This window comes from Paenarthrobacter sp. RAF54_2, assembly GCF_052113945.1.
Lineage (GTDB): Bacteria > Actinomycetota > Actinomycetes > Actinomycetales > Micrococcaceae > Arthrobacter.
Genome location: NZ_JBFRDV010000006.1, coordinates 19,091 through 41,408, shown reverse-complemented (window position 1 = coordinate 41,408; position 22,318 = coordinate 19,091). Strand labels below are relative to the sequence as shown.

The window sequence follows — 22,318 nt, the reverse complement described above, 5'->3', positions numbered from 1 at the left end:
CGGGTGTTGGCCCTTTGGTCTTCTGTCGCTAGATCACGCCGCCGGCAGCAGACGGGGCGCTCGTGTCGTGTCCGCCGTCGCCGACGCTCTCACGGGCAACATAGTTCTCGATATCGAAGAGGTTCTCCGCCCGCTCGGTGATGTTTAGAAGCGTGGTCATGGAGGCAACTTCCTCAACCTGTTCCTTCAGGAACCACAGCATGAACTGCTCGCCCAAGGCGTCGCCCTCAGCACGGGCGGCGCGGAACATCTCTTCAATGTTGCGGGTGACTTCCCTTTCCTGTTCAAGAGCCTAAGCGATGGGTTCCTTGGCGTTGGAGAAGTTGTTGCGTACCGGGGCGATGCCGGGGATCTCGACGGGCACGTTGCGGTCCAGCATGTACTGGACCATCATCATGGCGTGATTCCGTTCCTCGAGGGACTGGCGGTAAAAATGCCGGGCAAGCTGCGGCAAGTCCTGGCCGTCAAAATACACGGCTACTGCAATGTATTGCTGGGAGGCCGCAAACTCATTGGCGACCTGAACGGACAACAGCTCATTGAATGTCTTCTTAGCCATGGCACCGATCCTACAGCCGGGCCAAGACAGCCAGGCAGTCATCTGTTAAGCCAGCAGCAGAGCGAACCAAACACCGGCAGCGGCAGCCCCGACGCTCACGGCCATGGAACCCAAGCCGTTGACAAGCGCCAGCCCCAACCGCCCGCTCTGCACCAACCTGATGGTCTCCAGGCTTGCCGTACTGAAGGTGGTATAGCCGCCCAGGAAACCAGTGCCGAGGATCAGTTGAAGGGATTCGGGCGCCTGCCCCTGCATCACCACGCCAGCCAGGAACCCAAGGAGCAAGGAACCGGAAACATTGATGAAGATGGTGGCCCACGGCAGGGCAGTACGTACGCGTGCCCGGATGAGCCCATCCATCATGAATCTAACAGCCGCGCCCAGTCCCCCCGCCAAGGCCAACAGGACGATAGTCATGTCGCCCGCCCGTGATGCCACGCAGCGAGCCATATTCCGGTTGTGGTTGCCACCGCCCCACCCAGCAGGCTCACACCCAGATAAGTTGTGGCGCCAGGCGTGTCTCCCGCAGTAAACAGGCGGACAGCATCCAATGCGAGCGTGCTGTACGTGGTGTAGGCACCCAGGAAGCCTGTACCCAAGGCGAGGCGCAGCAGCCGGCGACGTCCGACGTCGGGCCCCCTCCTGGAGAGTCCTTCCAGCAAGGCGCCGAGCGCCAGGGCGCCGGAAAGGTTGATAATAAGGGTGGGTAACGGCCATGCCCCTGGCGCGGGAATCAACAGTCCGAGGCCGTACCGGGCGAGCGCCCCCAAGACACCACCTGCGGCCACGATTCCGATGAACCCCCAGTGAAGATGGACAGGACGCCTGATCTCAGTCGTCATCATCCACCGGTACCCGTGGCTCCACGGGTACAACGAGGACAGGACGGTCCTGACGGTGGAAGAGCTGCCTGGCAATGGAGCCAGCTGTCAGCTCTTTAATGGCCGATCCGAGCTTCCGGTCCCTGGAGCCCACCACAATCATGGACGCCCCGATCTCTTCGGCCTCACGGGCCAGGGCCCGTGCCGGCTCCCCTGCCAGGGAAACGATGGACCAGTTCAGATCGGCTTCGGCCAGCTGGGTGGCAATTGCTGTCCGAACGGATTCCGGGGCATCCTCGGCGTCATCGTCCACACCGTCGGGATCAATCGGGGCAGACGGGCCACCCGTGGTGCCATCCACCGGATACACCGTCACATCGACGAACGCGCACACCAGTGGGAGCCCGGCGCTCAGCGCCACCTCAGCGGCGCGCTCGACGACGACGGGCCGCTGCCCGGGCATGACGCCTACCAGGATGGGGCCGGCGAGGCCTTTAGGTACTGGGGTTCCGGTCATCGTGAAGGCCTCCTGTCAGACTTTCTTTACGACGCTGGACTTGAGCTGCATAGGGCCGAACCCGTCCACCTTGCAATCAATATCGTGATCCCCCACGCCGTCAACGAGCCGGATGTTCCGCACTTTGGTGCCCACCTTGATGGCCGTGGCACTGCCCTTGACTTTGAGGTCCCTGACCACTGTGACGGTATCGCCGTCGCTCAGAATATTGCCCACCGCGTCTTTGATGACGTGCGCCTGCACATCACTCTCGGCGGTGGGTGACCATTCGTGGGCGCATTCAGGGCAAACGAGCAGCACGCCCATCTGGTAGGTGTATTCACTGGAGCATTCGGGGCACGGAGGCAGGGAGTCGTTCACAGGGTAATTCTAAGGCGCCATCCACTGCCGCCCGGCTCTTCAACCACAGCCCGATCGCGTGCCTCGGTCACAACCATATTACGAAGGCGCGCCGCCGAATCTGTTGCCCCATGTCGGATCGACACATAGGCTCAATAATGTGAGTGGCGGGGACGGTGATCCGACAAGCGGTACCGACCAGCGACCCGTGAAGGAAAAACAAGCATGGCTACAGGCACAGTAAAATGGTTCAACGCTGAAAAGGGCTTCGGATTTATTGCCCCGGACGACGGTGGCCCGGATGTATTCGCCCACTATTCCGCAATTACCTCCAGCGGATACCGTTCCTTGGACGAGAACCAGAAGGTCCAGTTCGACATCACCCAAGGCCCCAAGGGACCTCAGGCGGAGAACATCCAACCCCTCTAAACTCCCACAAGAAACCGGCCAGGCACGTTGTGCCTGGCCGGTTTTGTTGTAGGCGGAATCTGTGGAGCTAAGGCGCGTTGACTCATTGAAAACCTCCGCGTAGCCGGATACGTTGCCTCATTTGAAAACCTCCGCGTAACGGCGTGGTTCGCAAGTGTGGCGGCGGTTCGGGGCTATGCCCGTTTTCATGGAGCTAACGATGGCCCAGCGGCAAGCTGTGACGAAGAAGAAAGCCCTCGCCTATAAGGGTGCTGATCGGTCAGGGAAGTCCCGGATCCTGAACGAACTGGTCGAGCTGACCGGTTGGCACCGCGACTACGCCCGGGCAGCGCTGCGGGAGGCTCTGGTCCTGAAAGTTGTCAGGCCCAGGCCGGGCAGGACCCCGGTCTACGGCCCCGATCTGGTGCCGCCGCTGATCAAATGCTGGGCGGTGCTGCGCGCCCCTGCCGGCAGGCTGTTGGCCCCGATGCTGCCTGTCTTGGTGCCGCTGCTGCGCCGGGACAAAGAGCTTGAGATCACCGACGGGCAGGCGGATTTGCTGATGCGAATGAGCGCGGCAACCATCGACCGCAAACTCGCCGGCGAACGGTCGAAGATGGTCCTGCGGGGCCGATCCCACACGAAGCCGGGCACTCTCCTGAAATCCCAGATCCCGATCCGTACGTGGGCCGAGTGGGACGACGCCGTCCCGGGATTTGTGGAGATCGATCTGGTCGGCCACGAGGGAGGCAACAGCTTCGGGGAGTTCTGCTGCACCCTGACGGTGACGGACATCGCCACGGGCTGGACCGTGAACCGGTCGGTGCGGAACAAGGCCGCCAAATGGGTCTTCGAGGCCCTTGAACACGTCACTGCGGTCTTTCCGTTCCCCATCATCGGCATCGATTCGGACAACGGATCCGAGTTCATCAACGAGCATCTGCTGGCCTACTGCCACGCGCACCAAATCACGTTCACCAGATCCAGGCCAGGCAACAAGAACGACGGAGCCCACGTGGAGCAGAAGAACTGGGCCAGGGTCCGGGAACTGGTCGGCTACCTGCGCTACGACACCACCGCGGAGTTGGAGAAACTCAACGAGATCTGGGAGCTGGACCGTGTCTTCACCAACTACCTGCTGCCCCAGCAGAAGCTACTCTCCAAGCAGCGGCACGGCGCGAAAGTCACCAAGAAACACGACGCGCCAGCCACACCCCACCAACGCGCGATCCGGCATGAACGGATGCACAAACGCCCTGTCATCCAGATGAACGCCGCCTTCAAACGCATCAAGCCCGGAGCCCTCTCACGTCAGATTCTGGCGCTCACAGGACAGCTGGAAACACTGGCCCTGGTCAAGAAACCAGCACCCCTCAAACCCGTAAACCGAGCCTGGAACGGCTAGGCAATCCGGAGGTTCTTCAACGAGGCAACGAAGCCACTCATCCGGAGGTTTTCAAATGAGGCAACGTATTACTCTTCCCGGAGGTATTGCAATGAGGCAACAGGGGGATCGACGAGGGTAAGCCAGTGCACACCGCCTACACGCGCGCGCTGCCATAGAAACTGTCCCGGCCCCCGCTTCAGCGAAGGACTTGGATTTCCTCCACGACATGGCAGAAAAAACGGAACATCCAGTATCGTGGTTTCGGCGCTTTCCGCGCTGATGTACATTTCAGCGCTAGCGAGTCTAAGATTGGGCATGAGCGAAATGACTGTGACGGACGCACGGAGCCGACTCTCGGAGGCAGTCGATACCGCCCGGGTGAGCCATGAACCGGTGTATCTGCTGCGCCGTGGCCGCCGCGTCGCGGCGCTAATCGACGCCGAAGACCTCGCCACGCTGATTGAAGCCGCCGAAGACCTGGAAGACCTCCGGGCGGCGAACGCGGCGCGGGCCGAAATGGCCGACACCGGCGAAGGCCCGGTGCCTTGGGAGGAAGTCAAGGCGGAACTGGGCCTGGCGTGAGCTATGCCGTGCAGGTCGCGCCAGCCGCGCTGCGGCAGTTGCGCAAACTCCCACCCGATGCACGCCGGCGGATCCAGGCCGCCATCGAACTCCTCGCCGAAACCCCGCGCCCGCCGGGGGCGAAGAAGCTCGCCGGAAGCAGCGGCGACTGGCGCGTGCGCACCGGCGATTACCGGATCATCTACGAGATCCGGGACGGGCAGCTGATCGTCCTGGTTGTCGCCCTGGGCCACCGGCGGGACATCTACCAGCACTAGGCAAGGACGATACCGCCAAGTCAGGCGCTGTCAGGTTGTCTTGAGCACGCGGCGAGGTCGCCATTCACCGCGTCGACGGCCAGCGTCGTTATCGATAAGGCTCAGGGCCCGTTTCATTTGTGGCCCTTCTCGGTCGACCTCCTAAGAGGCTCCGGATTTAGTGCGCGTGTTGTTTGTCAGGGTGTGTCGCGATCCTGCCAGTCCGGCGCCTGAATGAGCTCCACTCGGTTACCATCTGGGTCGAGCAAGTAGATCAGCAGACCCCCTGCGTTTGGGCCGGAATCCGGCTTAACCGGTTCGGACAACGCGCCATATCCGAGCGCTGTCATCTCAGCGAACACCTTCCGGACATCAACACCCGTGAAGGCAAGGTGCGCCGTTCCCGGCTGCGCCTCAGTGGGGTTGATGGCGGTTGGAGGATCCTCGACCTGGACGAGTTCCAGCTGAAAGGTTCCGTCAGGCGTCGTGAGGAGCAGCGCTCTGACCTTCACGCCCGGACGGCCGAAGAGTTCGCCTATGTAGGACCCTGACGTCCAAGCCTCCGAACGGATCAGTCCGAGCCCGTCGGCATAGAACCGTGCGCTACGCTCCAGGTCCGCGACATGAAGGGCAGTGTGATGATGTCTGATTTCGGCTTTCACTTCGCTCCCTGTTAATTGCGGAGGGGCTCGGCCCTGACGGGGCCTCAAGGTTTGTGAAACCCCGCGCCTGGTGATTCAGGTTCCGATTCCCAGATGTGCTCCCCCTGCCACATCAAGAGACACTCCCGTGATGTAGCGGTTGTCCGGATCGGCAAGGAAAAGGATGGCGCGGGCGACTTCCTCGGGTTCGGCAAACCGGCGCATCGGCAGTTGGGCTGCCCTCTTTGCCCTGCTGGCAGCCGCTCCCGAGCCGGAATCCTTGTCGAACTGTGCCCGCATGGGTGTGTTCACCGGGCCTGGGGCGATGGCGTTGACTGAGATGCCGTCAGGCCCAAGCAGTTCGGCGAATGACCACATGATGTGCAGAACGGCGAGCTTGCTCGCGTTGTACGGCAAGTAATTGAGGCGTGCTTCTTTGGCCGCGACGGAGGACAGGACGACGATGGCGCCGGCCGTGCCGGACTCAAGCATGGACTTGGCGGTCTCCCGCACCATCGTGAAGGTCGCCGTGGCGTTGATCCTCAGAATTGAGTCGAATTCTTCTGTGGTTGTTTCCATGATGTTGGGGGTGGGGCCCAGCACTCCGGCTGCATGAATGAGGACATCTACTCGACCATATTTGGCTGCGATGTCCTTAACAAGGGTCGCGCATTGTTCTTCCGACGTGATGTCGAGGGGGTAGAACTCCTTTAGCGATTGGCCCTCTTTAGGGGACCGGTCCCCGCCGATGACGACGGCGCCTGCCGCTGTGAGTGCGCTGACGGCGGCGTCGCCGATTCCCCCACTCGATCCCGTTACCAAAACCACTTGGTCTTTGAGGCTCATTTTCAATCCTTACTTGGTATTGCTCAGTTCGGCCGGTGCCACTGTCTAGTTTTTCGCGATGCTACGGGGTAACCACATCCTCAGCGCCGTAAACTGCCGCTGCCAGGAGGGCATCGGCGATTTCTGTAGCGTGGAGTGCTTGAGCGAACCCGACTGCGGGACTTTCACCCGCGCAGAACTTTATCGCCGCCTCTGCCTGGCGAAGGAAGAGATCCGAGGGCTCGAAAGTGTTCACGGAATGGCCACCGTCACGGTCCCAGATGTGAACTGAATCGTTGGACCACAACAGCCGGCCTGTAGTTGCCAGGACATCGATGGTGAGGCTCCAATCGCCCTGGTTGAGACCTTCCGGCTCCTGCCAGGGAGACCAGTAGCTCTGCATCGTGAATACGGCACCCTCAGGAAATTCGAGGGCGGATATGACATGCTCTGGCACCGGGGACCCATACAGGCTGCTGCTGGTACTGGTAGTCAGCACCTTTGGGTCACCGTCAAACCATGATGAGACCAGTTCGATGGCGTGAATGCCATTCACGACGGCGACGCCACCCTCCTTCGGGTCAGCGCGCCACGAGTTGATGTCCTTTTTATGGGCGACCGAACGAACACAAACAGCGATCACGTCGTTGTTCCTGACCCATTGAGAGGCAATTGAAGCGGCGGGATGATGGTGAAGCGTGTACCCCACCATAAGCCTCTCATTTACACCAGAAGCGGCAGCCATGACCGCAGCGCCTTCGGCATCTGCAGCTACCGGCTTTTCCGTCAACACACGGAATCCCCTGTTCAGCAAATCTGCGACTATGAGCGGCTGCACCGTAGTGGGCAATGCTACGACAACCAGGTCCAGGTGCTCAGGGTCGAGTTCCTGGGCACTGGGCACCAACTGTGCGCCTAACACCTGAGCGAGCGCAATGCCACGCTCGTCCTTCTCTACAATGACTGCGACGTCGGCCCCCGCCGCGGCGAATGCGCGCGCGTGCCGTGATCCTGCCCAGCCGGCCCCTCCGACGACGGCTACACGAGGAGCAGTTGCCTGTGCGCTCATGATTTGACACCACCGGAGGTCAGGCCCGCGATGAACCAGCGTTGGAATGCGACGAAAATGCCCAGGACGGGAATGAACGCGACAATAACGAACGCGCCGAAGGACGCCCAGAAGTTGCCGAAGCCGGTTGAGATATACCGGACGATGCCGTTCTGCACGGTCTTCATGTCCTCGGTGGTTGCCAGGACGGTTCCGACGAGGAAGTCATTCCAGACGAACACAAAGATGAAGATTGCTACGGCCGCTATACCCGGACGGATCAGTGGCAGCACAATCCGTATAAGTATTTGAAGTCGACTGCAGCCATCAATTGCCGCAGCTTCCTCGATCTCAACCGGAATGTTCTCGATGAAATTGCGAAGAAACAGGATCGTCTGTCCGCAGATTATGCCCGTGTAAACCAGGATCAGCAGAGGGTAGCTGTTAATGAGGGACGTTTTGACAAACATGGAATAGAGCGCGATGAAGACTACAACACCCGGAACCATAGACAGCACCAGAATGCCCGTCATGAGGCTTTCCATACGACGGCCGCGGAAACGGGTGGCGACGTACGCTGCCGGTACACATACTGCCAAGGCGAGAACAATCGATCCAATGGCGTAGATGAGTGAGTTCGCAAAGAAGCGGACATTAGCGGAGGTAAACAGGCCCGCGTAGCTGTCGAAGGAGAATGGGGCCGGGATCCACACCGGTGGGAAAGCCACGGTATTGGCTTCAGTCTTCAGGGAGGTCGACAATATCCAAAGGATTGGAGGCAACACAAGGGCTGCCGTTACAGCAACAATTACCCAGATGGGTACCCGCCGCAGAACCTGCCCAGGACGTCGTCGTTTGGCCGGGATTGCAGCAGTCACAGCGTGTCCTTCCGTCGGAATCGAATGGCTACCAGGGTCAGCGCGATGTTGATAGCGAAGAGCAGAATGGCAGTTGCCGAGGCTCCCGAGAGGTCAAAGTCTTGGAATGTCTTGTTGAATACGCGCATGGAGAGGGTTTCCGTGCCGCCGAGCGGGCCGCCTCGCGTAGTGACCAGGATGATGGTCACCATCTGTACATAGAGCATGAGCAGGACGACGACGACCGAGACGATGGTGTTCCGGAGGAAGGGTAGCGTGATGTTCACGAATCCCTGCCAGGCGTTTCCCCCATCGACGCGGAGGCTCTCGTAAAGTTCATTCGGAACGGTCTGCAGGGCACCAAGGAACAGAACCATGGCCTGAGGATAGGACCACCATGCTGTGATGAGGGTTACAGCCACCAAGGCAGAACCGGGCGATGAGAACACGTCCGTGGGGCCGAAGCCCAAAGCCTTGGTGATTGCTGTGCCCGGACCATAGTTGGGATTGAGGAACCATAGCCAAAGGGTGCCGACGGTGGCTTGTGACATCAGCCAAGGAAGCAGAAACAGGCTTCGAACCGTCCGCTTGAAGCGGATGATCTTGTTCAATACCGCTGCGGAGGCAAACCCAAGCGGCAGGGCGATTGCCAACGCACCAAGTGAGAAGGCAAGAGTGGTACCGATTTGTTTTGGTAGATCCTTGTCTGAGAAGAGCTCCGTGAATGAATTCAGCCCGGAGAACTCTTTGATCTGGTAGTACGTGGTTTCGTGCAGGGCAGTCCAGGCCGTGTAGATCAGGGGCCCGACGAAAACGAAGAGGAACACCGCTACGACCGGGACGACATAGAGCCATACAGCGCGGTCTTTCCGGGCCAATCTGGCAGGGGGCGTGATGCTCCGCGCCGTGCGGGGTGCTTGTGTCACTGACATGGGTTTCGCTTTCCTGGGACCAGCGCAGTTACGTCGATGTTCCTGTCGGGATCGAGGCTCACTTGTTGGCCGCGTCCTGGGCAATCTTCATGAATTCGTCCGCTGACCGGTTGTTGAGGTACAACTCCTGGCCGGCTCCGGCGAGGCCACTTGCAATGGCGATCCAGTTGTCCGGGTAGGTGTGGGGCTCGCTGTGTTCTTCAACGAACTTGCTCACATCCAATACCGTCTTCGCTTCGGGCGTGCTGAAGTATGGCTCCTTGAAGGTCGCGGAACGAGTGGGTACGTCACCTCCGGTTGCCATCAACGCACCAGCCTTCGGTCCGGTCATGTATTCAATGAACTTCCAAGCCGCCTTGGCATGCTTGCTTCCCGCACCTATGCCAAGGGTCCAGCCGAAGGTCGATCCCGTGTCCGAACCATTCGAAGCCTTGGGAAGAGTGGCGGACTTGATGTCTGGGTTGGCCTTCTGCAGTGTCAGAAGGCGTTCTGTTCCAAGGACCGCCATAGCAACTGTGCCGTTCTGCAGGCCATCGGTGACGGTGGAGTACTGGTCGCCGACAACGCTGTTTGACATGCCTCCGGCTTTCTTGAGCTTGACAAGGAAGTCGGCGAATTCTCTACCTTTTTCGGTGTTAAAAGCGGCTTTGCCGTCCTTATCCGAGATGTCCTGTCCCACCTCACTCATGAAGCAATCAAAAAATGTCGAGATGATCGCGGAGTTATCGACACCGGAGAAGCCCGTGCCGAACCCTGTGTAGCCAGCGGCTGCTGCTTTTCCGGCGACATCCGCCACCTGGTCCCAGGTGGTGGGGACAGCCGCTCCGATCTGCTTGAGGGTCTTGTCGTTGTAGTACAGCGTGCAGGTCCGGTAGTCGTACGGCACCGCTACCTGCTTCCCGTCCTTGTCCGCCAGCTTGTCTGCAGGGCGCAGCCAGTCTGTGACCTGCTTAGCTTCGTCCGGGAGCGGTTGATAGACCTGGGCGGCAGCAATCTGTGGGACTACCGGGGCGAACATTTTGACCACGTCAGGTGTCTGGCCCGCTGCTGCCGCCTGCGGGAGCCTACTGATCATGTCTCCGAAGGAAACCGTGGACAACTGGACATCGATGTTGGGATTTTCTTTCTCGAAGTTCTCGATGTTTTGCTTCAGCGCCGCGGCCCGCGGATTGTTCTGGCTCGGGTCCATAAAGTCCCAGTACGTCAATACCACTGGACCATCTTCTTTGTCGTTGCCTGCGTCGCCCGAGGTGCTCGAGCAGCCTGTCAGTAGTACTGCGGCAAGGGCAACGGCGGTCAAAGTGCCTGAGCTTCTCATCATTGCGTCTCTCCTTTGAGATCGGTTGCATTTAGCGTCAGTCCGAATGAGATCGGTTGCTGAGATCGGTTGCAATAAACATAAGACGGCCGAAGGGGTCTGTCAAGGATTTATTTGATCCGGAGGCGAGGCGCTTGATGCTCTGGTGTGCCGGTTTGGCGTACATCGTCAAGACAGCGTGGTTTGTTGATCATTATGGCTCCCGCCGTCAGCACCAAAAGCCAGGCTCCGAGCATACTGAAAGAGGGTAACCAGTTATCGCCTGGTTGGTGCAGGAGACCAAAAAGCAGTGGGCCGATGCCGGCGAGGGCGTAACCGACTCCCTGGGCGAACCCCGATAGTGCCCCCGAGCCAGCTTCCGTTCTGCTGCGTTTGTTGATCATCGTGAACGCAAAGGAATAGGCACCCTGGCCCAACCCAGCAACGACCACCCACACCACTCCAGAAGCTGGTGGAGCAAAGACGATGCCTGCGTAGCCGATGGCGAACGCGACAACGAACAGGACCGCAATGGGCATAGGGCGCGGCATTCGCGCTACCACCAGAGGCGCGATCAGACCCACAGGCAGGCCGATAATTGAATAGAGCGCAAGCATAGAGCCAGCCGTTTCCCCGCTCATCCCCCGGTCGACAAAAACAGCCGGAAGCCACATCAGGGCTGCAAAGGTATTGCTTGAGCAGCCGGCGAAAATTAGCGCCATACCCCAGCCGACCGAGGATCGCCAGGGCTTTATCGCCCTATCAGGTGGCGCTGGAGGGTCACGACTTATTGGCTTCGCGCTGCGCTCACCTTTCCACTTCCCGGCAAGAACCATCAGCCAGGGCAGGGCTGCGACTGCGCTGAAGCCCGCCCAAATGCCGACTGACAACCGCCAGCCATAAAGATTGGCAAAGGGTGTGGCACATTGGGCGGCAATGGCCGTGCTGACGCCCAGGAGAGTCACGTGAAGGGCTGAAAGAAGCCCGATTCTCTTGGGAAAGTACTTCATCAGAAGCGGCGGAACCACGATATTGACCATCCCGATGCCCAGCATGGCGATCCAGGTGAAAGCCAAAAAGACCAGGGTGGTCCAACCCAGTGCGCGTCCGACCTGACCCAACGTTGTCAGCAGGAGTGCAACTAATAGCAGATGCTCGAGCTGGATGCGACGCACGAGCGGGAGAGCCAGAAAGCCTACTAAGGCGAAGCCGGCCGTCGGCAGCATCCCCAGCGTCCCTGTTGACACGGCATCGAGTGGAAGGTCCTTACCAATTGAGTCAAGGAGTGGGGATGCCGCCGAAACCGCTTGCCTGGCACTGAAGGCGACCAGCAGAATACCGATAAGAACGGTGAACCGCCCTAGTGGACCTGACGTGAGGCTGGGCGGGCTCGCCTGGTGCTTCAGCTTCCGCTGACTGCGTGGCTGGCCCATTCGCGGCCGGCTTGTTCTTCTGTGGGCAAGCCGGCGGAAGCGAGAATCCGGTCCAGCAGGCGTTGCGTGTGAACGGCTTCGCGGCCTGAAGTCAGCGGTTGTCCCCTGTCGGCGACCCGGTCCAGGAAGTGGTGAACGGCAGCCGAGAATCCGAGGGTGTCTGTCGCAGTAGCCCAGCCATATGCCTCGGCGCTAAGTTCCCGTGATGTCGTGACGCCGTTGATCGTGGTGGAAACCGTTTCGGGTGCCCTGACTTCGACGGTCTTTCCGTCACCGTAGGCGTCCAGCTTTTCGTTCCAAGCTCCTGCTGTACGGGCCGCCATCAAGACGCCTGTGTTCCCCGTGCTGAAGCGGATGGTTGCTGCGAGGCCGTCTTCTTCCCAAGGGTCGTCACCGGCGGCGTGGGCGGTGACGTGTTCAGGCTCGCCGCCGCAGTACCAGCGGAGGAGATCGACCATGTGAATGGCGTTCTCGAACGTCGCGCGGTATTCAGATCCGGGGCGGTTTTTCTGGGCGACGCAGAAGGTGGCGCCGTTGGTTCCGAAAATTTCCCTGCCGGCTGTATAGACGGGCGCATAGCGGCGGTTGAAGTCGACCATGAGCACCCGACCGCGTTCGTCGGCGAGATCTGCAAGGCGTTCTGCCTCATCGGTTGCCGGGGCCAATGGCTTTTCACAGAAAACGTCGACGTCGTGATTAAGGCACAGTTGGACGGCGTGGGCGTGCTCAGCGCGTGGTGTCAGGACAAAGACAGCATCCAGTTCCTGTGAGGCCAGCATTTCCTCGACGGTCTTGTAGGAGGAGTCGAAGCCCCAGCGCCGCATCAGAGCGCTGGGATCTTCACGCCGGGAGACGAGGGCGGCCAATTCGACGTCGTCGCGTTGTACGAGGGTGGGTAATTGGGCGATGGTGGCGATGTTGCCCGCGCCGACAACTCCGACGCGGAGACGATTGGTGTTCATCGGGCGTTCCTTACTTCAGCGAGATCAGAGAGCATTGAGCGCAGGACTGCGGCGGATTGGCGGAAGCCATCTTCGGGCGCAGGGAGGTCTTGGGGGTGCCACCGGTATTCAAGCTCGATGCTCAGCACGTCGTCGTAGCCGTGCTGCAGCAACGTGGCGAGGATCTGGGACCAGGGAACTACGCCGCTTCCCACGACGCGGGAGCAGACCGCCCGCTCGGAAGCGTTGACTCGGGCTGTTTCAGTGGCCCGGAAGGTGGCGTTGGGATCGGTGAAGACGAGGTCCTTTACGTGGACGTGACTTATCAGGTCGCCTTGGATTGCGAAGGCTTCTTCGTAGTTTTCGTCGTGCGTGAATGTCAGGTTGGCCTGGTCATAGAGAACGCGGACGGCAGGATGGGCGATTTCCCGGACCAATGCAGCGGTGTCCGCAGCGGTCTGGGTCATAGTGCCGAAGTGGTTTTCAACGCAAAGGCGAACCCCCGCCTGGTCTGCTTCAGGCGCGAGGGTTTCCAAGGCTTGACGCAGTTTCGCCCACCGTGCCGCATGATCGTTGTCACCGGGGTGCCAGGAACCTGCATAAACACGGACCCGGTCGGCGCCGAGCAGGTGTGCGGTCTCTATGGCGCCGCGGAATTCGTCGACTGCTTTGCGCCATTCCACGTCGTCCAGGGCATTAATGGCGGTGGTGTATGGCGTGAGACCCACAATGGGTACACCTGCGCCTTCGGCCGCTTTCAGTGCCTCCATCGCGGCGCGATGGTCCCTTAAAGGCAACCCGGACTTGTAGTCATCCTGGTAGATGACTTCGGCGGCGTCGAGCCCCACCGATCGGAAGAGATTAATTGCTTGGGGAACCGTGTGGTCCGGGGTGCCTAGTGTGTGACCAGCTAGCCGCATGGTTTCATGTCCTTTCTGACGTCTTTCTTGTTGCTGCCCAGTCCGCGGGACCGACCAGCCGGGGCGGGGCTGCGACGCGGGACCGATCCACGATCTCCATCAGCAGTCCCCAAGGGGTAACGAAGTAGGTCCAGCGGTTGCCGGCTACACGAGGGCTGTCACCTGCGACTTCCTTGCGTTCCCCGAGCACGCGAACCCCTGGTGTCTCCTGCAGCACTTCGATGGCTTCATCGACGTCGTCCACGACGAAGCACAGGTGGTGGCCACCGGCGTCGCAATGACGCGGTGGCGTCTCGCGCCGCTCAGCGCTGCTCCACTCGAAAAGCTCGATGTTGAGGTTCGGAGGCAGTCTCAGCATGGCGAGTGTGAGCTTGGCATCTGCCGGGACTTCGAAGTTCGAGGGCATAAAATCTTCGTCGGGCCCGCGTTCGGAGCGGTATAGCTCTTCAGCTCCGAGCACTTCGACGAAGAACCGAACGCCCTCGTCAAGGTTTGGAACCGTCAGTCCGACGTGGTCCGTGTGTTGGAGTCCCGGCAGACRCCGGAGCGTCGACTCCCCTGCCCCACTCATTTTCGAGGTCCCGAGGTGGAGCCGCGCACCAGAAGCTCAGGTTCGAGGACGATGTGGTCCACGGAGCCGTCAACATTCTGCTTTTCTGCCAGTTCGATCGCGATATGTCCCATGTCGGCGATGGGCTGCCGCACTGTTGTCAGGGGAGGGTTGAAGCGCGCACCGAGAGCGAGCCCATCGAACCCGATGACCGACACGTCGTCCGGTACCCGCAGGCCGCTCCGACCGAGTTCCGAGATCACTGCAAAGGCCACCATGTCGTTGGCCGCGATGATGGCCGTCGGCGGATTGTCCATCTGCAGGAAGTGCTCTGCCCCGCGCGTTCCCGCATCCAGGTCTGACCCGCTGTCCAGCACCACAGGCGCGCTGCCGCTTTGGGCGGTGAGCTCCAGATAGGCGTCCATACGGTCCTGGGCCGTATGTGTCCCGGCGATACCGGAAACGTAGCCGATCGAGGTGTGTCCCAAAGCATGCAAATGGTCCAACGCCAGCATGATTCCTTTGCGGCTGTCGACGGTGACCGTAGGAACGGAGTCGTCGCCTTCCACGCGGTCGATCACCACCACCTTATGGCCGAAGGCAAAACGCTTCAGGGCTTCGGAATCCACCTTCGTGGAGGGCGCCACAATCCCGAACGGGGCATACATCGCCTGCATCGCTGTGAAGTATCCATCGGTCTTGGCCGGGTCGCCGTTGGTGACGCAGAGCATGAGTTGGTAGCCGCGCTCGTCAGCTGCCTGTGTCATTGTCTTGGCAAGTTCTGCGAAGAACGGGTTCGTAATGTCAGGGACAATCAGAGGAATGATGGTGCTGGTCTTTCGACGGAGCGCCTGCGCCAGCGGACTCATTGTGTAGCCGAGTGCCTCGGCGACCCGGAGGATGTGCTCGCGTGTTTCACTCTTCACCGCCTCAGGGCGTGAGAACGCCCGGGAGACTGTTGACCGGTGGACACCGGCAGCTTTTGCAACGACGTCGATACTCAAGTCAGGCATGTTCATTTCCTCCGTGCTGGTCGTCATAGGCCCGCCAAATGGGCCGCATGACATTCTCGAGCTGGGCCAGCGTGGGCAGGCCCCGGAATCCATCATCCAGTGTCCGTGCGACACTCCGCACGAAGGGGTCGTAGAGCGGGTCGCTGTCCACATCGATCTTGTCGGATTCCGTGGTGCCGTCCAGCGCTGTGAAGGTAGCTGTGCCGTCTGAATCGACGGACGCGAATCCCGCTTCTCCGACCGAAGTGAAGCTGCAGTAGCGCTTGAGCGGGGAACCGGGGAATGCGTAACCAACCTCCACAATGGCTTCGCGTCCGGCCGGCGTGGTGATGATCAAACTGGCATGATCCTCAACAGCCTGGTCATGAAGGACCGACGAGAGCCGGGACTGGATGTGTGCCGCTGACTCATCGCAGCCCTGAAGGAACAGATCAACGAAATGTGGACCGAGGTTGGCCAAGCATCCTCCGCCGGCCTTGCTGGGGTCGAGCATCCAGGGGTTTGCGTTGGAGAGATACCGGGATGGTGGTCCTGCGATGAAAGATGTTCGCTGGTACGTCGGTCGTCCAGCTTTAGCCAGCCATCGGTCGGTCGGGCCGCCCCGCTGGACCAAGGGTACTGTGGCGGGCACGCCAGCTGCCTCGGCGGCATTACGTACGGCAGAAAGTTGGGCAAGCGAAGTTCCCAGCGGCTTTTCCACCACGAACGGAATACCGCGTTCTATCAGGGCAAAACACTTCTTCGCCATGCCATCGTGGGGGCCAAACACATAGGCAAGGCCAACATCGGGAAGGTCCACTAGCTTCCGCCAGTCAGCTTCAACCGGCGCCCCCCAGCCGTCGGCAAGTCCCTGGACGATGGACACGTCCTCGTCACTGACTCCGAGGACGTTGTGCTCTTCACCAATGGCCTGCGCATAAAGCGGAACGTGCCAATGGGAAGCACCAAGAATGATTGTGCGCACTTGAGTCAACCGCAATACCCCCTTGTATGAGATCGGTTGCTGAGATCGGTTGCAATAACAGTATGGATGGTGGGAGAGTTTGTCAACGGAACATCAACACGAGCCGGGCTGCTCGAGACCAGGACGCTTCCCGTCCGGAAAGAAGCCAGCATGCAAAAGAAACTTCGCACCCTGCAAACCATCGACGAATCCGGGGCCGTACTCATCGTGCGACTCGAGAACGCCGAACTCGCCGAACGTGTGGCGGAAGCCGCTATCGAAGGAGGATTCAAAGCCCTCGAAATCACGCTTTCCATTCCCGGCGCCGTAGACGTCATTCGACGACTCGCCGCCAAGCATGGGCCCGCCGGCGTGGCAGTCGGCGCCGGGACAGTGTTGGATGAGCATTCAGCCTACGAGTGCATCCGCGCCGGCGCAGAGTTCTTGGTCAGCCCGCAGTTGAACCCTGCAATGATCCGCACAGCCAACCGATACCAGATACCAACAATCAGTGGGGCTTACACACCGACTGAGCTAGTGGAAACAGCAGAAGCGGGTGCTGATATCCTCAAGCTCTTCCCCACCGAGGCTGGCGGCATTGCCTATGCGAAGTCTGTGCTGGCGCCGCTGGCCCATCTGCCGATCATGCCCGCAGGTGGCGTGACCCTGGAAAACGTCGGCGAATGGTTCGCGGCGGGCGTGGCGGGCGTCGGTGTGGGCAGCTACGTGACAAAGGCATGGCAGCCGGACGGCGACTTTACCCGCGTCACGAAAGCTGCCGAGGAATTCCTGTCAGCAGTGGCAGAGGCCCGCCGATAATGTCTCCGGGCGTCTTCATTGTTATCGGACCGGCGGGCTCGGGAAAAACGACGGTTGCCCAGCAAACGGCGAAAGAGCATGAGGCTGCATATCTGGACAAGGACCGGGTCAGCGGCCGCTTCGTTGAATTCGCACTGACCGCCACAGGGCACGATCCCACCGACCGCGAGTCCAACGACTACTATCGCGACAATCTGCTGCCCCTTGAGTACGAAACCCTCATGGATGTGGCGGGCGTGAACCTACGCCTCGGCCGGTCAGTGGTCCTTGATGCTCCCTTTGGAGCCTACTTCGGAGAAGCAGATTATTTGACCCGTGCTGCAGAAAACTTTCTGTGGCCCTCGTGCGAGATCACAGTCATCCGAGTGCGGGTACGTCAGGAAGTTCTCCGCGAACGGCTCACCCGCCGCGGACTGGAGCGCGACCAGTGGAAACTCGCCCATTGGGATGAATACTGGTCTGTGTACGGCAGCTTGGAGTGCGCCTGGTCCGGAGTGCAATTCCTGGACTTCAACAACGAAGCGCCTCTTTCCATTGAGGCTGAGTAAACCGACCTTCGGCCTACACGCGCCACAAGTAAAACGTTGACAAGCATCACATTCAGTCCGTAGGGTTGATTGCAACCGATCTCAGCAACCGATCTCATTTGCGTGTCCCAGGTAAGAACCGCTGGAAACGCAAAGCCTTGAAGAGTTCGCGTACCGGCCCCATGCTGGCAGTAAGCGCCCATAGCCCAATCGGCGGCCTGGCCGACTGCCTCGGATCGAACCCCTATCCTCCCTGGAACCCAAATATGGAGAGTTCAATGAAGACCTCAAAAGAAGCGCTGGACAGTCCAGGCTCTTCGGAATTTCCCGAAGCGCCCGAGCCGCCCCGCCGCCGCGTCAACCTGATCGCAGGTACCATCGGCCACTTTGTGGAGTGGTACGACTGGTACATCTACGGTCTGCTCGCAGCAGTATTCTCGTCGCAGATCTTTCCGAGTGACTCTGCGTTCGCTTCCCTCGTGGCAGCCCTTCTCACTTACGCGGTGGGGTTTGTGGTTCGGCCTCTTAGCGGCATCATCATCTCGCCACTGGCAGATCGTTTCGGCCGACGGCTTATTCTGACACTGTCCATCTCCGGGATGGCCCTCGGCGCCCTGATCATCGGCCTTACGCCGTCCTTTGGAACCATCGGCTACGCCGCCCCAATTCTCTTCTTGGTTGCGCGCATCCTGCAAGGAATCTCCGCCGGCACCGAGCAGCAGAGCGCCATCGCGTTCATGGTTGAACACGCTCCTGCAAACCGCAGGGGTCTCTTCGGTTCGTTTTCCAACATGGCAAGCGGCCTCGCAACTCTCGCAGCGACTGGTGCAGCGGCTATGGTCACTTCAGCCTTCTCCCCCGATGAACTGGCGGCCTGGGGTTGGCGCATTCCGTTCGTCATTGGCGGTGCGCTGGGAGTAGTTGGCCTCATTCTGCGTGCCCGTTCGGATGAAACCCCTGAATTTGAAGCAAGTGCCGCCGTCGATCAAAAGTCTGCACCGGCGCGTCTGCGGGATCTCCTGCGCGATCATCCAAAGGCCCTGCTTCAGACGGCAGCCCTTTCTGCCCCCGCCGTGGCTTACTACACATGGGCGACCTTCCTGCCCACTTACGCCAAACTCACGACTGGCCGGGACCTCGCCTCAACGCTTGCAGGAAGTGTCATCGGACTTGCATTACTAGTGATCATCGTGCCAATTTGCGGTTACCTTTCCGACCGTCTCGGCCGCCGCAAGATCTTCCCCATCATCGGCGCCATCGGCATGATCGCACTGTTCTACCCCTTGCTTTTGCTGTTGAACCAGCCAGGGTTCGGCGTTTACGTTTTGGTTTCAGCTTCAGGCTGGGTGGTCCTTGGTATCTGGCAGTCGGTTTACCCGACGATTCAGGCAGAACTGTTTCCTGCATCCGTCCGGGTGTCTGGCATCGGGTTCTCTCACCAGATCGTGATTGCCATCTTCGGCGGGACCGCACCGCTGGTCGCTGCTGCCTTCGTTGGCGCCGGACAACCAATGTTCGTCGCCTACTACATGATCGCGATAGTCGCCCTCTGCCTCATCGTGTACTTCACGCTCCCTGAGACTGGCAGTAAGGGAAAACGTGCCACCGTTGCACCCGCAGACCCCGAAGTATTGGAGGGTGAGCACCTTGTTTCGACGACTGCGCCGGCCGCGGTCCGGACGAAGAGTTCAGGGATGTAGATCCCGGGCGATTCACTTGGCAGAGCCCTCGACCGAAACCGGTCGGGGGCTCTCCCTCTGTGGCGCTGACCCCACCAGGTCAGTCGATTGCGAAGACGAGCAGGGAGCCGGTGGCGGTAGCTACGAGCTTGCCCTTGGCGTCGGTGACAGTGCCGTCCGCGAAGGCAACGCGATTGCCGGGCTTCGAGACAACGCCTACACAGGTCAATGGGCCGCTGTCAGCCTGCACCGAGCGTAGGTAGTTCACCTTAATCTCTATGGAGGTGTAACCCTGGCCTTGGGGAAGGGTTGTCTGCACGGCGCAGCCAAGGGCGGAATCGAGCAGGGTGCATAGGAGCCCGCCGTGAACCGAGCCGATTGGGTTGTAATGGGATTCGTCGGGGTGACAGGTAAAGGTGGCAGTGCCCAGTGCCGCATGCACCAGGGTCATGTTCAGTAATTCCCCCATCGGTGGGGGTGGGAGTTTTTTGCCCATCATTGCGTGCAGGTATTCCAAGCCGCTCATGCCGGGCATGGCTGCCGCGCCAAGGGCTGGATCGTCCCACGCTACGACTCGTTGACGCTCACTCATTAGTGCTCCTCTTGTTCGCTTCAACTACCGACCGCTATGGGAGCCCGTACTGCATTGCCCCATTCGGTCCAGGACCCGTCGTAGTTCCTCACCCGGTCCATACCCAGCAAGAAAGTCAGGGCAAACCAGGAATGGCTTGAACGCTCACCAATCCGGCAGTAGGTAATAACTTCATCGTCCACTTTCAGGCCTGATTCATGGAAGTAGATCTCCTCCAGTTCCCTTCGCGGCCTGAACGTCCCGTCGTCGGAAACAGCCCGCGCCCACGGGACATTGCGCGCCCCGGGAATATGCCCGCCACGGAGTACGCCCTCCTGCGGGTAATCGGGAATTGACGTCCGCTCCCCGCTGTACTCCTCAGGGCTGCGGATGTCTATGAGGGATCGGCCGAGGTGTTCCTGGACGTCATCCTTGAACGCGCGGATGGATGTGTCGTCGCGCGTGACTACCGGATAGGACGTTGCGGTCCTTGCGGGCGGCAGCGACGTCTCGAGGGGACGCCCTTCGGAGATCCACGTTTCCCGCCCGCCGTCGAGCAAGCGGACGTCAGGATGGCCAAAGAGACGGAACACCCAGAGGGTATAGGCAGCCCACCAGTTGTGCTTGTCACCATAAATGACAACGGTGCTGTCCCGCGAGATACCCCTGGACGTCATTAGATTGGCGAATTCCCGACCCGTCAAATAGTCGCGAATAACGGGGTCGTTCAGATCTGTGTGCCAATCAATTTTGACGGCCGAGGGAATGTGGCCCAGTTCATAAAGCAGCGGGTCCTCGTCAGACTCCACGATGACCAGTCTGTCATCAGCCATGTGCCGCACAAGCCATTCGGCTGTAACCAGCCTGTCAGGATGCGCGTACTCGGTGATTCGGGCGGAATTGTCCGCAGGTAAAGCTTGCATTGAGGTCCTTAGTGGGGTTAATAGCCCGGTCAGCGAAAAGACCCTCCTGCACATTGTTCAGGAACGAACAGAAATGGGAGTCAATTCACGAGCTTTGATTCAAGTTTTCGTGCCCGGTGCGCCCGCAGATTCGCCGGGTTTCCACAGATTCTTACGTCATGCCACACGCCGCTGTTGTTGCGGGAGCGATCAAAGAACGCAACCCTGCATTTTTCGCTGCGGCACAGTTTGAGCCGGTGCCAGGTCCCTGCGAGTTGGGCCTGGAAGATCTCCGTCATAGCCAGGGACTCAATGTGACCGGCTCCGGCTCCCTGCGGTTCAGCCTGGATCTCGCCATTGGACTTGAGCCTCAAGGAGGTAGCGGTCGTCCAGACTGTGGGCAAAGCGTCAATGTCGGAACCAACGACGGCGTCCGGGTCGCCTCCGGCGTTTAGCGTGCCCGCAAGTTCATCACGAAAGTACCGCAGGTGTTCCAGGTCGCGTTCCGTAAGCTTGACTTCAACATAGCGCCGTCCGGTGGCCAGTGCCCACTGTTTCAGACCAGCATCCAGCCAATCCTGGGCAAGCCCGAGATCAAGCAACAAATCGGTCCTTCGCGGCTTTCCAGCGGATTTCGTGTTGAGCAGGTCATGCACAAAACCCAGCCCTCCAGGAGCACTTTCCATGTCATAGCGTTGCGTCGCGTTCCAGTCGCTCACTGCATCCCCTCTCGCCAACTTCCAGGGCCCCCTTGGCCATCCACCATGTTAAGTGCGATTAGCGGCCTTGAAATTCCAACACCGGGCGTGGCCGTCCCGCTTCCAGTGCCTCCACGGCCGATTTCAGCCCGGCCTGCGTGTCTTCGCGTTCAAACAACGGCATGGCGATATCGAACATCGCTTGGTCTGCCGCAGCCACGCCGCCCAACGACCAGGTTCTCAGGAGCGCCTTGTGCGCAGCGTATGCCTGTGTAGCTCCGGTGGCGATCCGCTGGGCAAATGCCAAGACTTCTTCCGTGAGCTTGTCCTCGGAAACGACGCGGTTAACAACTCCTGCACGGTTCATTTCCGAAGCGGATACTTTCTCCGAAGTCATCGCCCATTCTGCTGCCCGGGTCTTGCCTGCCCTTTCGGCAACGCGATAGATGCCACCCAAGAGGGTGACGATGCCAAGAGTTTGCTCGGGATGCCCGAACTCCGCTGATTCTGCTGCGAAAATGAGGTCGGCCCTCAGGGCGAGTTCAAACCCTCCTCCAAAGCAAAGACCCTGGACTTCGGCAATCACCGGCATCGGCAGCAGCTCCAACTGGTTGAAGACTGACATGTAGCGCTCAAACAAGGCACGCAACTCCCGCGTTTCCGCGCCCGGCCACGTCATGATGTCGCCTCCGAAGCTGAAGTCCGCGCCTTCAGCCCGAATGATGACCACACGGGCGTCGCTACTGCCTATGGCGGTGACAGCTTCGGAAAGCTCGTCCGCCATCTGAAGGTCGATTCGGTTCTGGGGCGGGTTGTCCAGGACGATGGTGGCGATCTGGTCCTGGACGCTGAACGTAAGGTGGGTCATTGGCA

At 60.1% G+C, this 22,318-nt stretch carries 27 protein-coding genes and 1 pseudogene; 7 read left to right on the top strand and 21 right to left on the bottom strand.

The window, feature by feature from the left end; all coding sequences use genetic code 11:
* Window positions 1-28: 28 nt before the first annotated feature.
* From AB4Y87_RS06760 to AB4Y87_RS06740, 5 genes and pseudogenes are all read right to left on the bottom strand, one after another.
* Window positions 29-559 (bottom strand): annotated as a pseudogene (locus AB4Y87_RS06760) (ferritin).
* Window positions 560-604: 45 nt separating this feature from the next.
* Window positions 605-976 (bottom strand): fluoride efflux transporter CrcB, encoded by a 372-nt coding sequence (crcB, locus tag AB4Y87_RS06755; protein WP_442003653.1) that lies wholly within the window; start codon window positions 974-976, stop codon window positions 605-607.
* Window positions 973-1,404 carry a fluoride efflux transporter FluC gene (locus AB4Y87_RS06750; protein WP_442003652.1) on the bottom strand — a complete coding sequence of 144 codons (432 nt, stop codon included), beginning with the start codon at window positions 1,402-1,404 and terminating at the stop codon, window positions 973-975. Before AB4Y87_RS06750 ends, crcB begins: the two co-directional genes overlap by 4 nt.
* Window positions 1,391-1,897 (bottom strand): universal stress protein, encoded by a 507-nt coding sequence (locus AB4Y87_RS06745; RefSeq protein ID WP_442003651.1) that lies wholly within the window; start codon window positions 1,895-1,897, stop codon window positions 1,391-1,393. The genes AB4Y87_RS06750 and AB4Y87_RS06745 overlap by 14 nt, the downstream gene beginning before the upstream one ends.
* 15 nt (window positions 1,898-1,912) lie before the next feature.
* Complete coding sequence (locus AB4Y87_RS06740) at window positions 1,913-2,257, bottom strand: zinc ribbon domain-containing protein YjdM (RefSeq protein ID WP_442003650.1); 345 nt, start codon at window positions 2,255-2,257, stop codon at window positions 1,913-1,915.
* A 204-nt stretch (window positions 2,258-2,461) separates the two neighbouring features.
* Here AB4Y87_RS06740 and AB4Y87_RS06735 point away from each other — a divergent pair, with 204 nt between their 5' ends.
* The 4 genes from AB4Y87_RS06735 (at window position 2,462) to AB4Y87_RS06720 (ending at window position 4,870) form a co-directional block, all read left to right on the top strand.
* Window positions 2,462-2,665, top strand: a complete 204-nt coding sequence (locus tag AB4Y87_RS06735; RefSeq protein WP_144648155.1) for a cold-shock protein — start codon at window positions 2,462-2,464, stop codon at window positions 2,663-2,665.
* Window positions 2,666-2,864: 199 nt separating this feature from the next.
* Window positions 2,865-4,049 carry a DDE-type integrase/transposase/recombinase gene (locus AB4Y87_RS06730; protein WP_442003649.1) on the top strand — a complete coding sequence of 395 codons (1,185 nt, stop codon included), beginning with the start codon at window positions 2,865-2,867 and terminating at the stop codon, window positions 4,047-4,049.
* Between the two features lie 297 nt (window positions 4,050-4,346).
* The gene (locus tag AB4Y87_RS06725) at window positions 4,347-4,613 is read left to right on the top strand and encodes a type II toxin-antitoxin system Phd/YefM family antitoxin (RefSeq protein ID WP_442003648.1); all 267 of its coding nucleotides are present in this window, start codon (window positions 4,347-4,349) and stop codon (window positions 4,611-4,613) included.
* Window positions 4,610-4,870, top strand: coding sequence for a type II toxin-antitoxin system RelE family toxin (locus AB4Y87_RS06720; RefSeq protein WP_442003647.1), 261 nt, complete (start codon window positions 4,610-4,612; stop codon window positions 4,868-4,870). Before AB4Y87_RS06725 ends, AB4Y87_RS06720 begins: the two co-directional genes overlap by 4 nt.
* A 176-nt stretch (window positions 4,871-5,046) precedes the next feature.
* Here AB4Y87_RS06720 and AB4Y87_RS06715 read toward each other — a convergent pair whose 3' ends face one another.
* The 12 genes from AB4Y87_RS06715 to AB4Y87_RS06660 all read right to left on the bottom strand — a co-directional run bounded on the left by AB4Y87_RS06715 (window position 5,047) and on the right by AB4Y87_RS06660 (window position 16,270).
* Window positions 5,047-5,511, bottom strand: a complete 465-nt coding sequence (locus AB4Y87_RS06715; RefSeq protein WP_442003646.1) for a VOC family protein — start codon at window positions 5,509-5,511, stop codon at window positions 5,047-5,049.
* A gap of 75 nt (window positions 5,512-5,586) precedes the next feature.
* On the bottom strand, window positions 5,587-6,336 hold the full coding sequence (locus AB4Y87_RS06710) for an SDR family NAD(P)-dependent oxidoreductase (protein WP_442003645.1): 750 nt from the start codon (window positions 6,334-6,336) through the stop codon (window positions 5,587-5,589).
* Between the two features lie 61 nt (window positions 6,337-6,397).
* Window positions 6,398-7,384, bottom strand: coding sequence for a Gfo/Idh/MocA family protein (locus AB4Y87_RS06705; protein WP_442003644.1), 987 nt, complete (start codon window positions 7,382-7,384; stop codon window positions 6,398-6,400).
* A complete protein-coding gene (locus tag AB4Y87_RS06700; RefSeq protein ID WP_442003643.1) occupies window positions 7,381-8,241 on the bottom strand; it encodes a carbohydrate ABC transporter permease in 861 nt (286 codons plus the stop codon). The genes AB4Y87_RS06705 and AB4Y87_RS06700 overlap by 4 nt, the downstream gene beginning before the upstream one ends.
* Window positions 8,238-9,152: a carbohydrate ABC transporter permease gene (locus tag AB4Y87_RS06695; RefSeq protein WP_442003642.1), complete on the bottom strand. Its 915-nt coding sequence runs from the start codon at window positions 9,150-9,152 to the stop codon at window positions 8,238-8,240. Before AB4Y87_RS06695 ends, AB4Y87_RS06700 begins: the two co-directional genes overlap by 4 nt.
* Before the next feature lie 58 nt (window positions 9,153-9,210).
* Complete coding sequence (locus tag AB4Y87_RS06690; protein ID WP_442003641.1) at window positions 9,211-10,473, bottom strand: ABC transporter substrate-binding protein; 1,263 nt, start codon at window positions 10,471-10,473, stop codon at window positions 9,211-9,213.
* Between the two features lie 107 nt (window positions 10,474-10,580).
* Window positions 10,581-11,780: an MFS transporter gene (locus tag AB4Y87_RS06685; RefSeq protein WP_442003970.1), complete on the bottom strand. Its 1,200-nt coding sequence runs from the start codon at window positions 11,778-11,780 to the stop codon at window positions 10,581-10,583.
* Between the two features lie 71 nt (window positions 11,781-11,851).
* Window positions 11,852-12,844: a Gfo/Idh/MocA family protein gene (locus AB4Y87_RS06680; protein ID WP_442003640.1), complete on the bottom strand. Its 993-nt coding sequence runs from the start codon at window positions 12,842-12,844 to the stop codon at window positions 11,852-11,854.
* Window positions 12,841-13,743 carry a sugar phosphate isomerase/epimerase family protein gene (locus AB4Y87_RS06675; RefSeq protein ID WP_442003639.1) on the bottom strand — a complete coding sequence of 301 codons (903 nt, stop codon included), beginning with the start codon at window positions 13,741-13,743 and terminating at the stop codon, window positions 12,841-12,843. Before AB4Y87_RS06675 ends, AB4Y87_RS06680 begins: the two co-directional genes overlap by 4 nt.
* A gap of 4 nt (window positions 13,744-13,747) precedes the next feature.
* Complete coding sequence (locus AB4Y87_RS06670; RefSeq protein ID WP_442003638.1) at window positions 13,748-14,314, bottom strand: VOC family protein; 567 nt, start codon at window positions 14,312-14,314, stop codon at window positions 13,748-13,750.
* On the bottom strand, window positions 14,311-15,306 hold the full coding sequence (locus AB4Y87_RS06665) for a LacI family DNA-binding transcriptional regulator (RefSeq protein ID WP_442003637.1): 996 nt from the start codon (window positions 15,304-15,306) through the stop codon (window positions 14,311-14,313). Before AB4Y87_RS06665 ends, AB4Y87_RS06670 begins: the two co-directional genes overlap by 4 nt.
* Window positions 15,299-16,270, bottom strand: coding sequence for a Gfo/Idh/MocA family protein (locus AB4Y87_RS06660; protein WP_442003636.1), 972 nt, complete (start codon window positions 16,268-16,270; stop codon window positions 15,299-15,301). Before AB4Y87_RS06660 ends, AB4Y87_RS06665 begins: the two co-directional genes overlap by 8 nt.
* A 150-nt stretch (window positions 16,271-16,420) precedes the next feature.
* Here AB4Y87_RS06660 and AB4Y87_RS06655 point away from each other — a divergent pair, with 150 nt between their 5' ends.
* From AB4Y87_RS06655 to AB4Y87_RS06645, 3 genes are all read left to right on the top strand, one after another.
* Window positions 16,421-17,068: a bifunctional 4-hydroxy-2-oxoglutarate aldolase/2-dehydro-3-deoxy-phosphogluconate aldolase gene (locus AB4Y87_RS06655; RefSeq protein ID WP_442003635.1), complete on the top strand. Its 648-nt coding sequence runs from the start codon at window positions 16,421-16,423 to the stop codon at window positions 17,066-17,068.
* The gene (locus AB4Y87_RS06650; RefSeq protein WP_442003634.1) at window positions 17,068-17,616 is read left to right on the top strand and encodes an AAA family ATPase; all 549 of its coding nucleotides are present in this window, start codon (window positions 17,068-17,070) and stop codon (window positions 17,614-17,616) included. The genes AB4Y87_RS06655 and AB4Y87_RS06650 overlap by 1 nt, the downstream gene beginning before the upstream one ends.
* A gap of 257 nt (window positions 17,617-17,873) precedes the next feature.
* Window positions 17,874-19,295 (top strand): MFS transporter, encoded by a 1,422-nt coding sequence (locus tag AB4Y87_RS06645; protein ID WP_442003633.1) that lies wholly within the window; start codon window positions 17,874-17,876, stop codon window positions 19,293-19,295.
* Between the two features lie 79 nt (window positions 19,296-19,374).
* Here AB4Y87_RS06645 and AB4Y87_RS06640 read toward each other — a convergent pair whose 3' ends face one another.
* From AB4Y87_RS06640 to AB4Y87_RS06625, 4 genes are all read right to left on the bottom strand, one after another.
* Window positions 19,375-19,866 carry a PaaI family thioesterase gene (locus AB4Y87_RS06640; RefSeq protein ID WP_442003632.1) on the bottom strand — a complete coding sequence of 164 codons (492 nt, stop codon included), beginning with the start codon at window positions 19,864-19,866 and terminating at the stop codon, window positions 19,375-19,377.
* 20 nt (window positions 19,867-19,886) lie between these two features.
* The gene (locus AB4Y87_RS06635) at window positions 19,887-20,768 is read right to left on the bottom strand and encodes a sulfurtransferase (protein ID WP_442003631.1); all 882 of its coding nucleotides are present in this window, start codon (window positions 20,766-20,768) and stop codon (window positions 19,887-19,889) included.
* Between the two features lie 80 nt (window positions 20,769-20,848).
* On the bottom strand, window positions 20,849-21,466 hold the full coding sequence (locus tag AB4Y87_RS06630) for a CGNR zinc finger domain-containing protein (protein ID WP_442003630.1): 618 nt from the start codon (window positions 21,464-21,466) through the stop codon (window positions 20,849-20,851).
* A gap of 58 nt (window positions 21,467-21,524) precedes the next feature.
* A complete protein-coding gene (locus AB4Y87_RS06625) occupies window positions 21,525-22,313 on the bottom strand; it encodes an enoyl-CoA hydratase/isomerase family protein (RefSeq protein ID WP_442003629.1) in 789 nt (262 codons plus the stop codon).
* Between the last annotated feature and the right edge of the window lie 5 nt (window positions 22,314-22,318).

Coding starts and splice junctions, on each gene's coding strand:
- crcB (WP_442003653.1), bottom strand. CDS start 976: ATGACTATCGTCCTGTTGGCCTTGGCGGGGGGACTGGGCGCGGCTGTT.
- AB4Y87_RS06750 (WP_442003652.1), bottom strand. CDS start 1,404: ATGATGACGACTGAGATCAGGCGTCCTGTCCATCTTCACTGGGGGTTC.
- AB4Y87_RS06745 (WP_442003651.1), bottom strand. CDS start 1,897: ATGACCGGAACCCCAGTACCTAAAGGCCTCGCCGGCCCCATCCTGGTA.
- AB4Y87_RS06735 (WP_144648155.1), top strand. CDS start 2,462: ATGGCTACAGGCACAGTAAAATGGTTCAACGCTGAAAAGGGCTTCGGA.
- AB4Y87_RS06730 (WP_442003649.1), top strand. CDS start 2,865: ATGGCCCAGCGGCAAGCTGTGACGAAGAAGAAAGCCCTCGCCTATAAG.
- AB4Y87_RS06725 (WP_442003648.1), top strand. CDS start 4,347: ATGAGCGAAATGACTGTGACGGACGCACGGAGCCGACTCTCGGAGGCA.
- AB4Y87_RS06710 (WP_442003645.1), bottom strand. CDS start 6,336: ATGAGCCTCAAAGACCAAGTGGTTTTGGTAACGGGATCGAGTGGGGGA.
- AB4Y87_RS06705 (WP_442003644.1), bottom strand. CDS start 7,384: ATGAGCGCACAGGCAACTGCTCCTCGTGTAGCCGTCGTCGGAGGGGCC.
- AB4Y87_RS06695 (WP_442003642.1), bottom strand. CDS start 9,152: ATGTCAGTGACACAAGCACCCCGCACGGCGCGGAGCATCACGCCCCCT.
- AB4Y87_RS06690 (WP_442003641.1), bottom strand. CDS start 10,473: ATGATGAGAAGCTCAGGCACTTTGACCGCCGTTGCCCTTGCCGCAGTA.
- AB4Y87_RS06680 (WP_442003640.1), bottom strand. CDS start 12,844: ATGAACACCAATCGTCTCCGCGTCGGAGTTGTCGGCGCGGGCAACATC.
- AB4Y87_RS06675 (WP_442003639.1), bottom strand. CDS start 13,743: ATGCGGCTAGCTGGTCACACACTAGGCACCCCGGACCACACGGTTCCC.
- AB4Y87_RS06665 (WP_442003637.1), bottom strand. CDS start 15,306: ATGCCTGACTTGAGTATCGACGTCGTTGCAAAAGCTGCCGGTGTCCAC.
- AB4Y87_RS06655 (WP_442003635.1), top strand. CDS start 16,421: ATGCAAAAGAAACTTCGCACCCTGCAAACCATCGACGAATCCGGGGCC.
- AB4Y87_RS06650 (WP_442003634.1), top strand. CDS start 17,068: ATGTCTCCGGGCGTCTTCATTGTTATCGGACCGGCGGGCTCGGGAAAA.
- AB4Y87_RS06645 (WP_442003633.1), top strand. CDS start 17,874: ATGAAGACCTCAAAAGAAGCGCTGGACAGTCCAGGCTCTTCGGAATTT.
- AB4Y87_RS06640 (WP_442003632.1), bottom strand. CDS start 19,866: ATGAGTGAGCGTCAACGAGTCGTAGCGTGGGACGATCCAGCCCTTGGC.
- AB4Y87_RS06635 (WP_442003631.1), bottom strand. CDS start 20,768: ATGCAAGCTTTACCTGCGGACAATTCCGCCCGAATCACCGAGTACGCG.
- AB4Y87_RS06625 (WP_442003629.1), bottom strand. CDS start 22,313: ATGACCCACCTTACGTTCAGCGTCCAGGACCAGATCGCCACCATCGTC.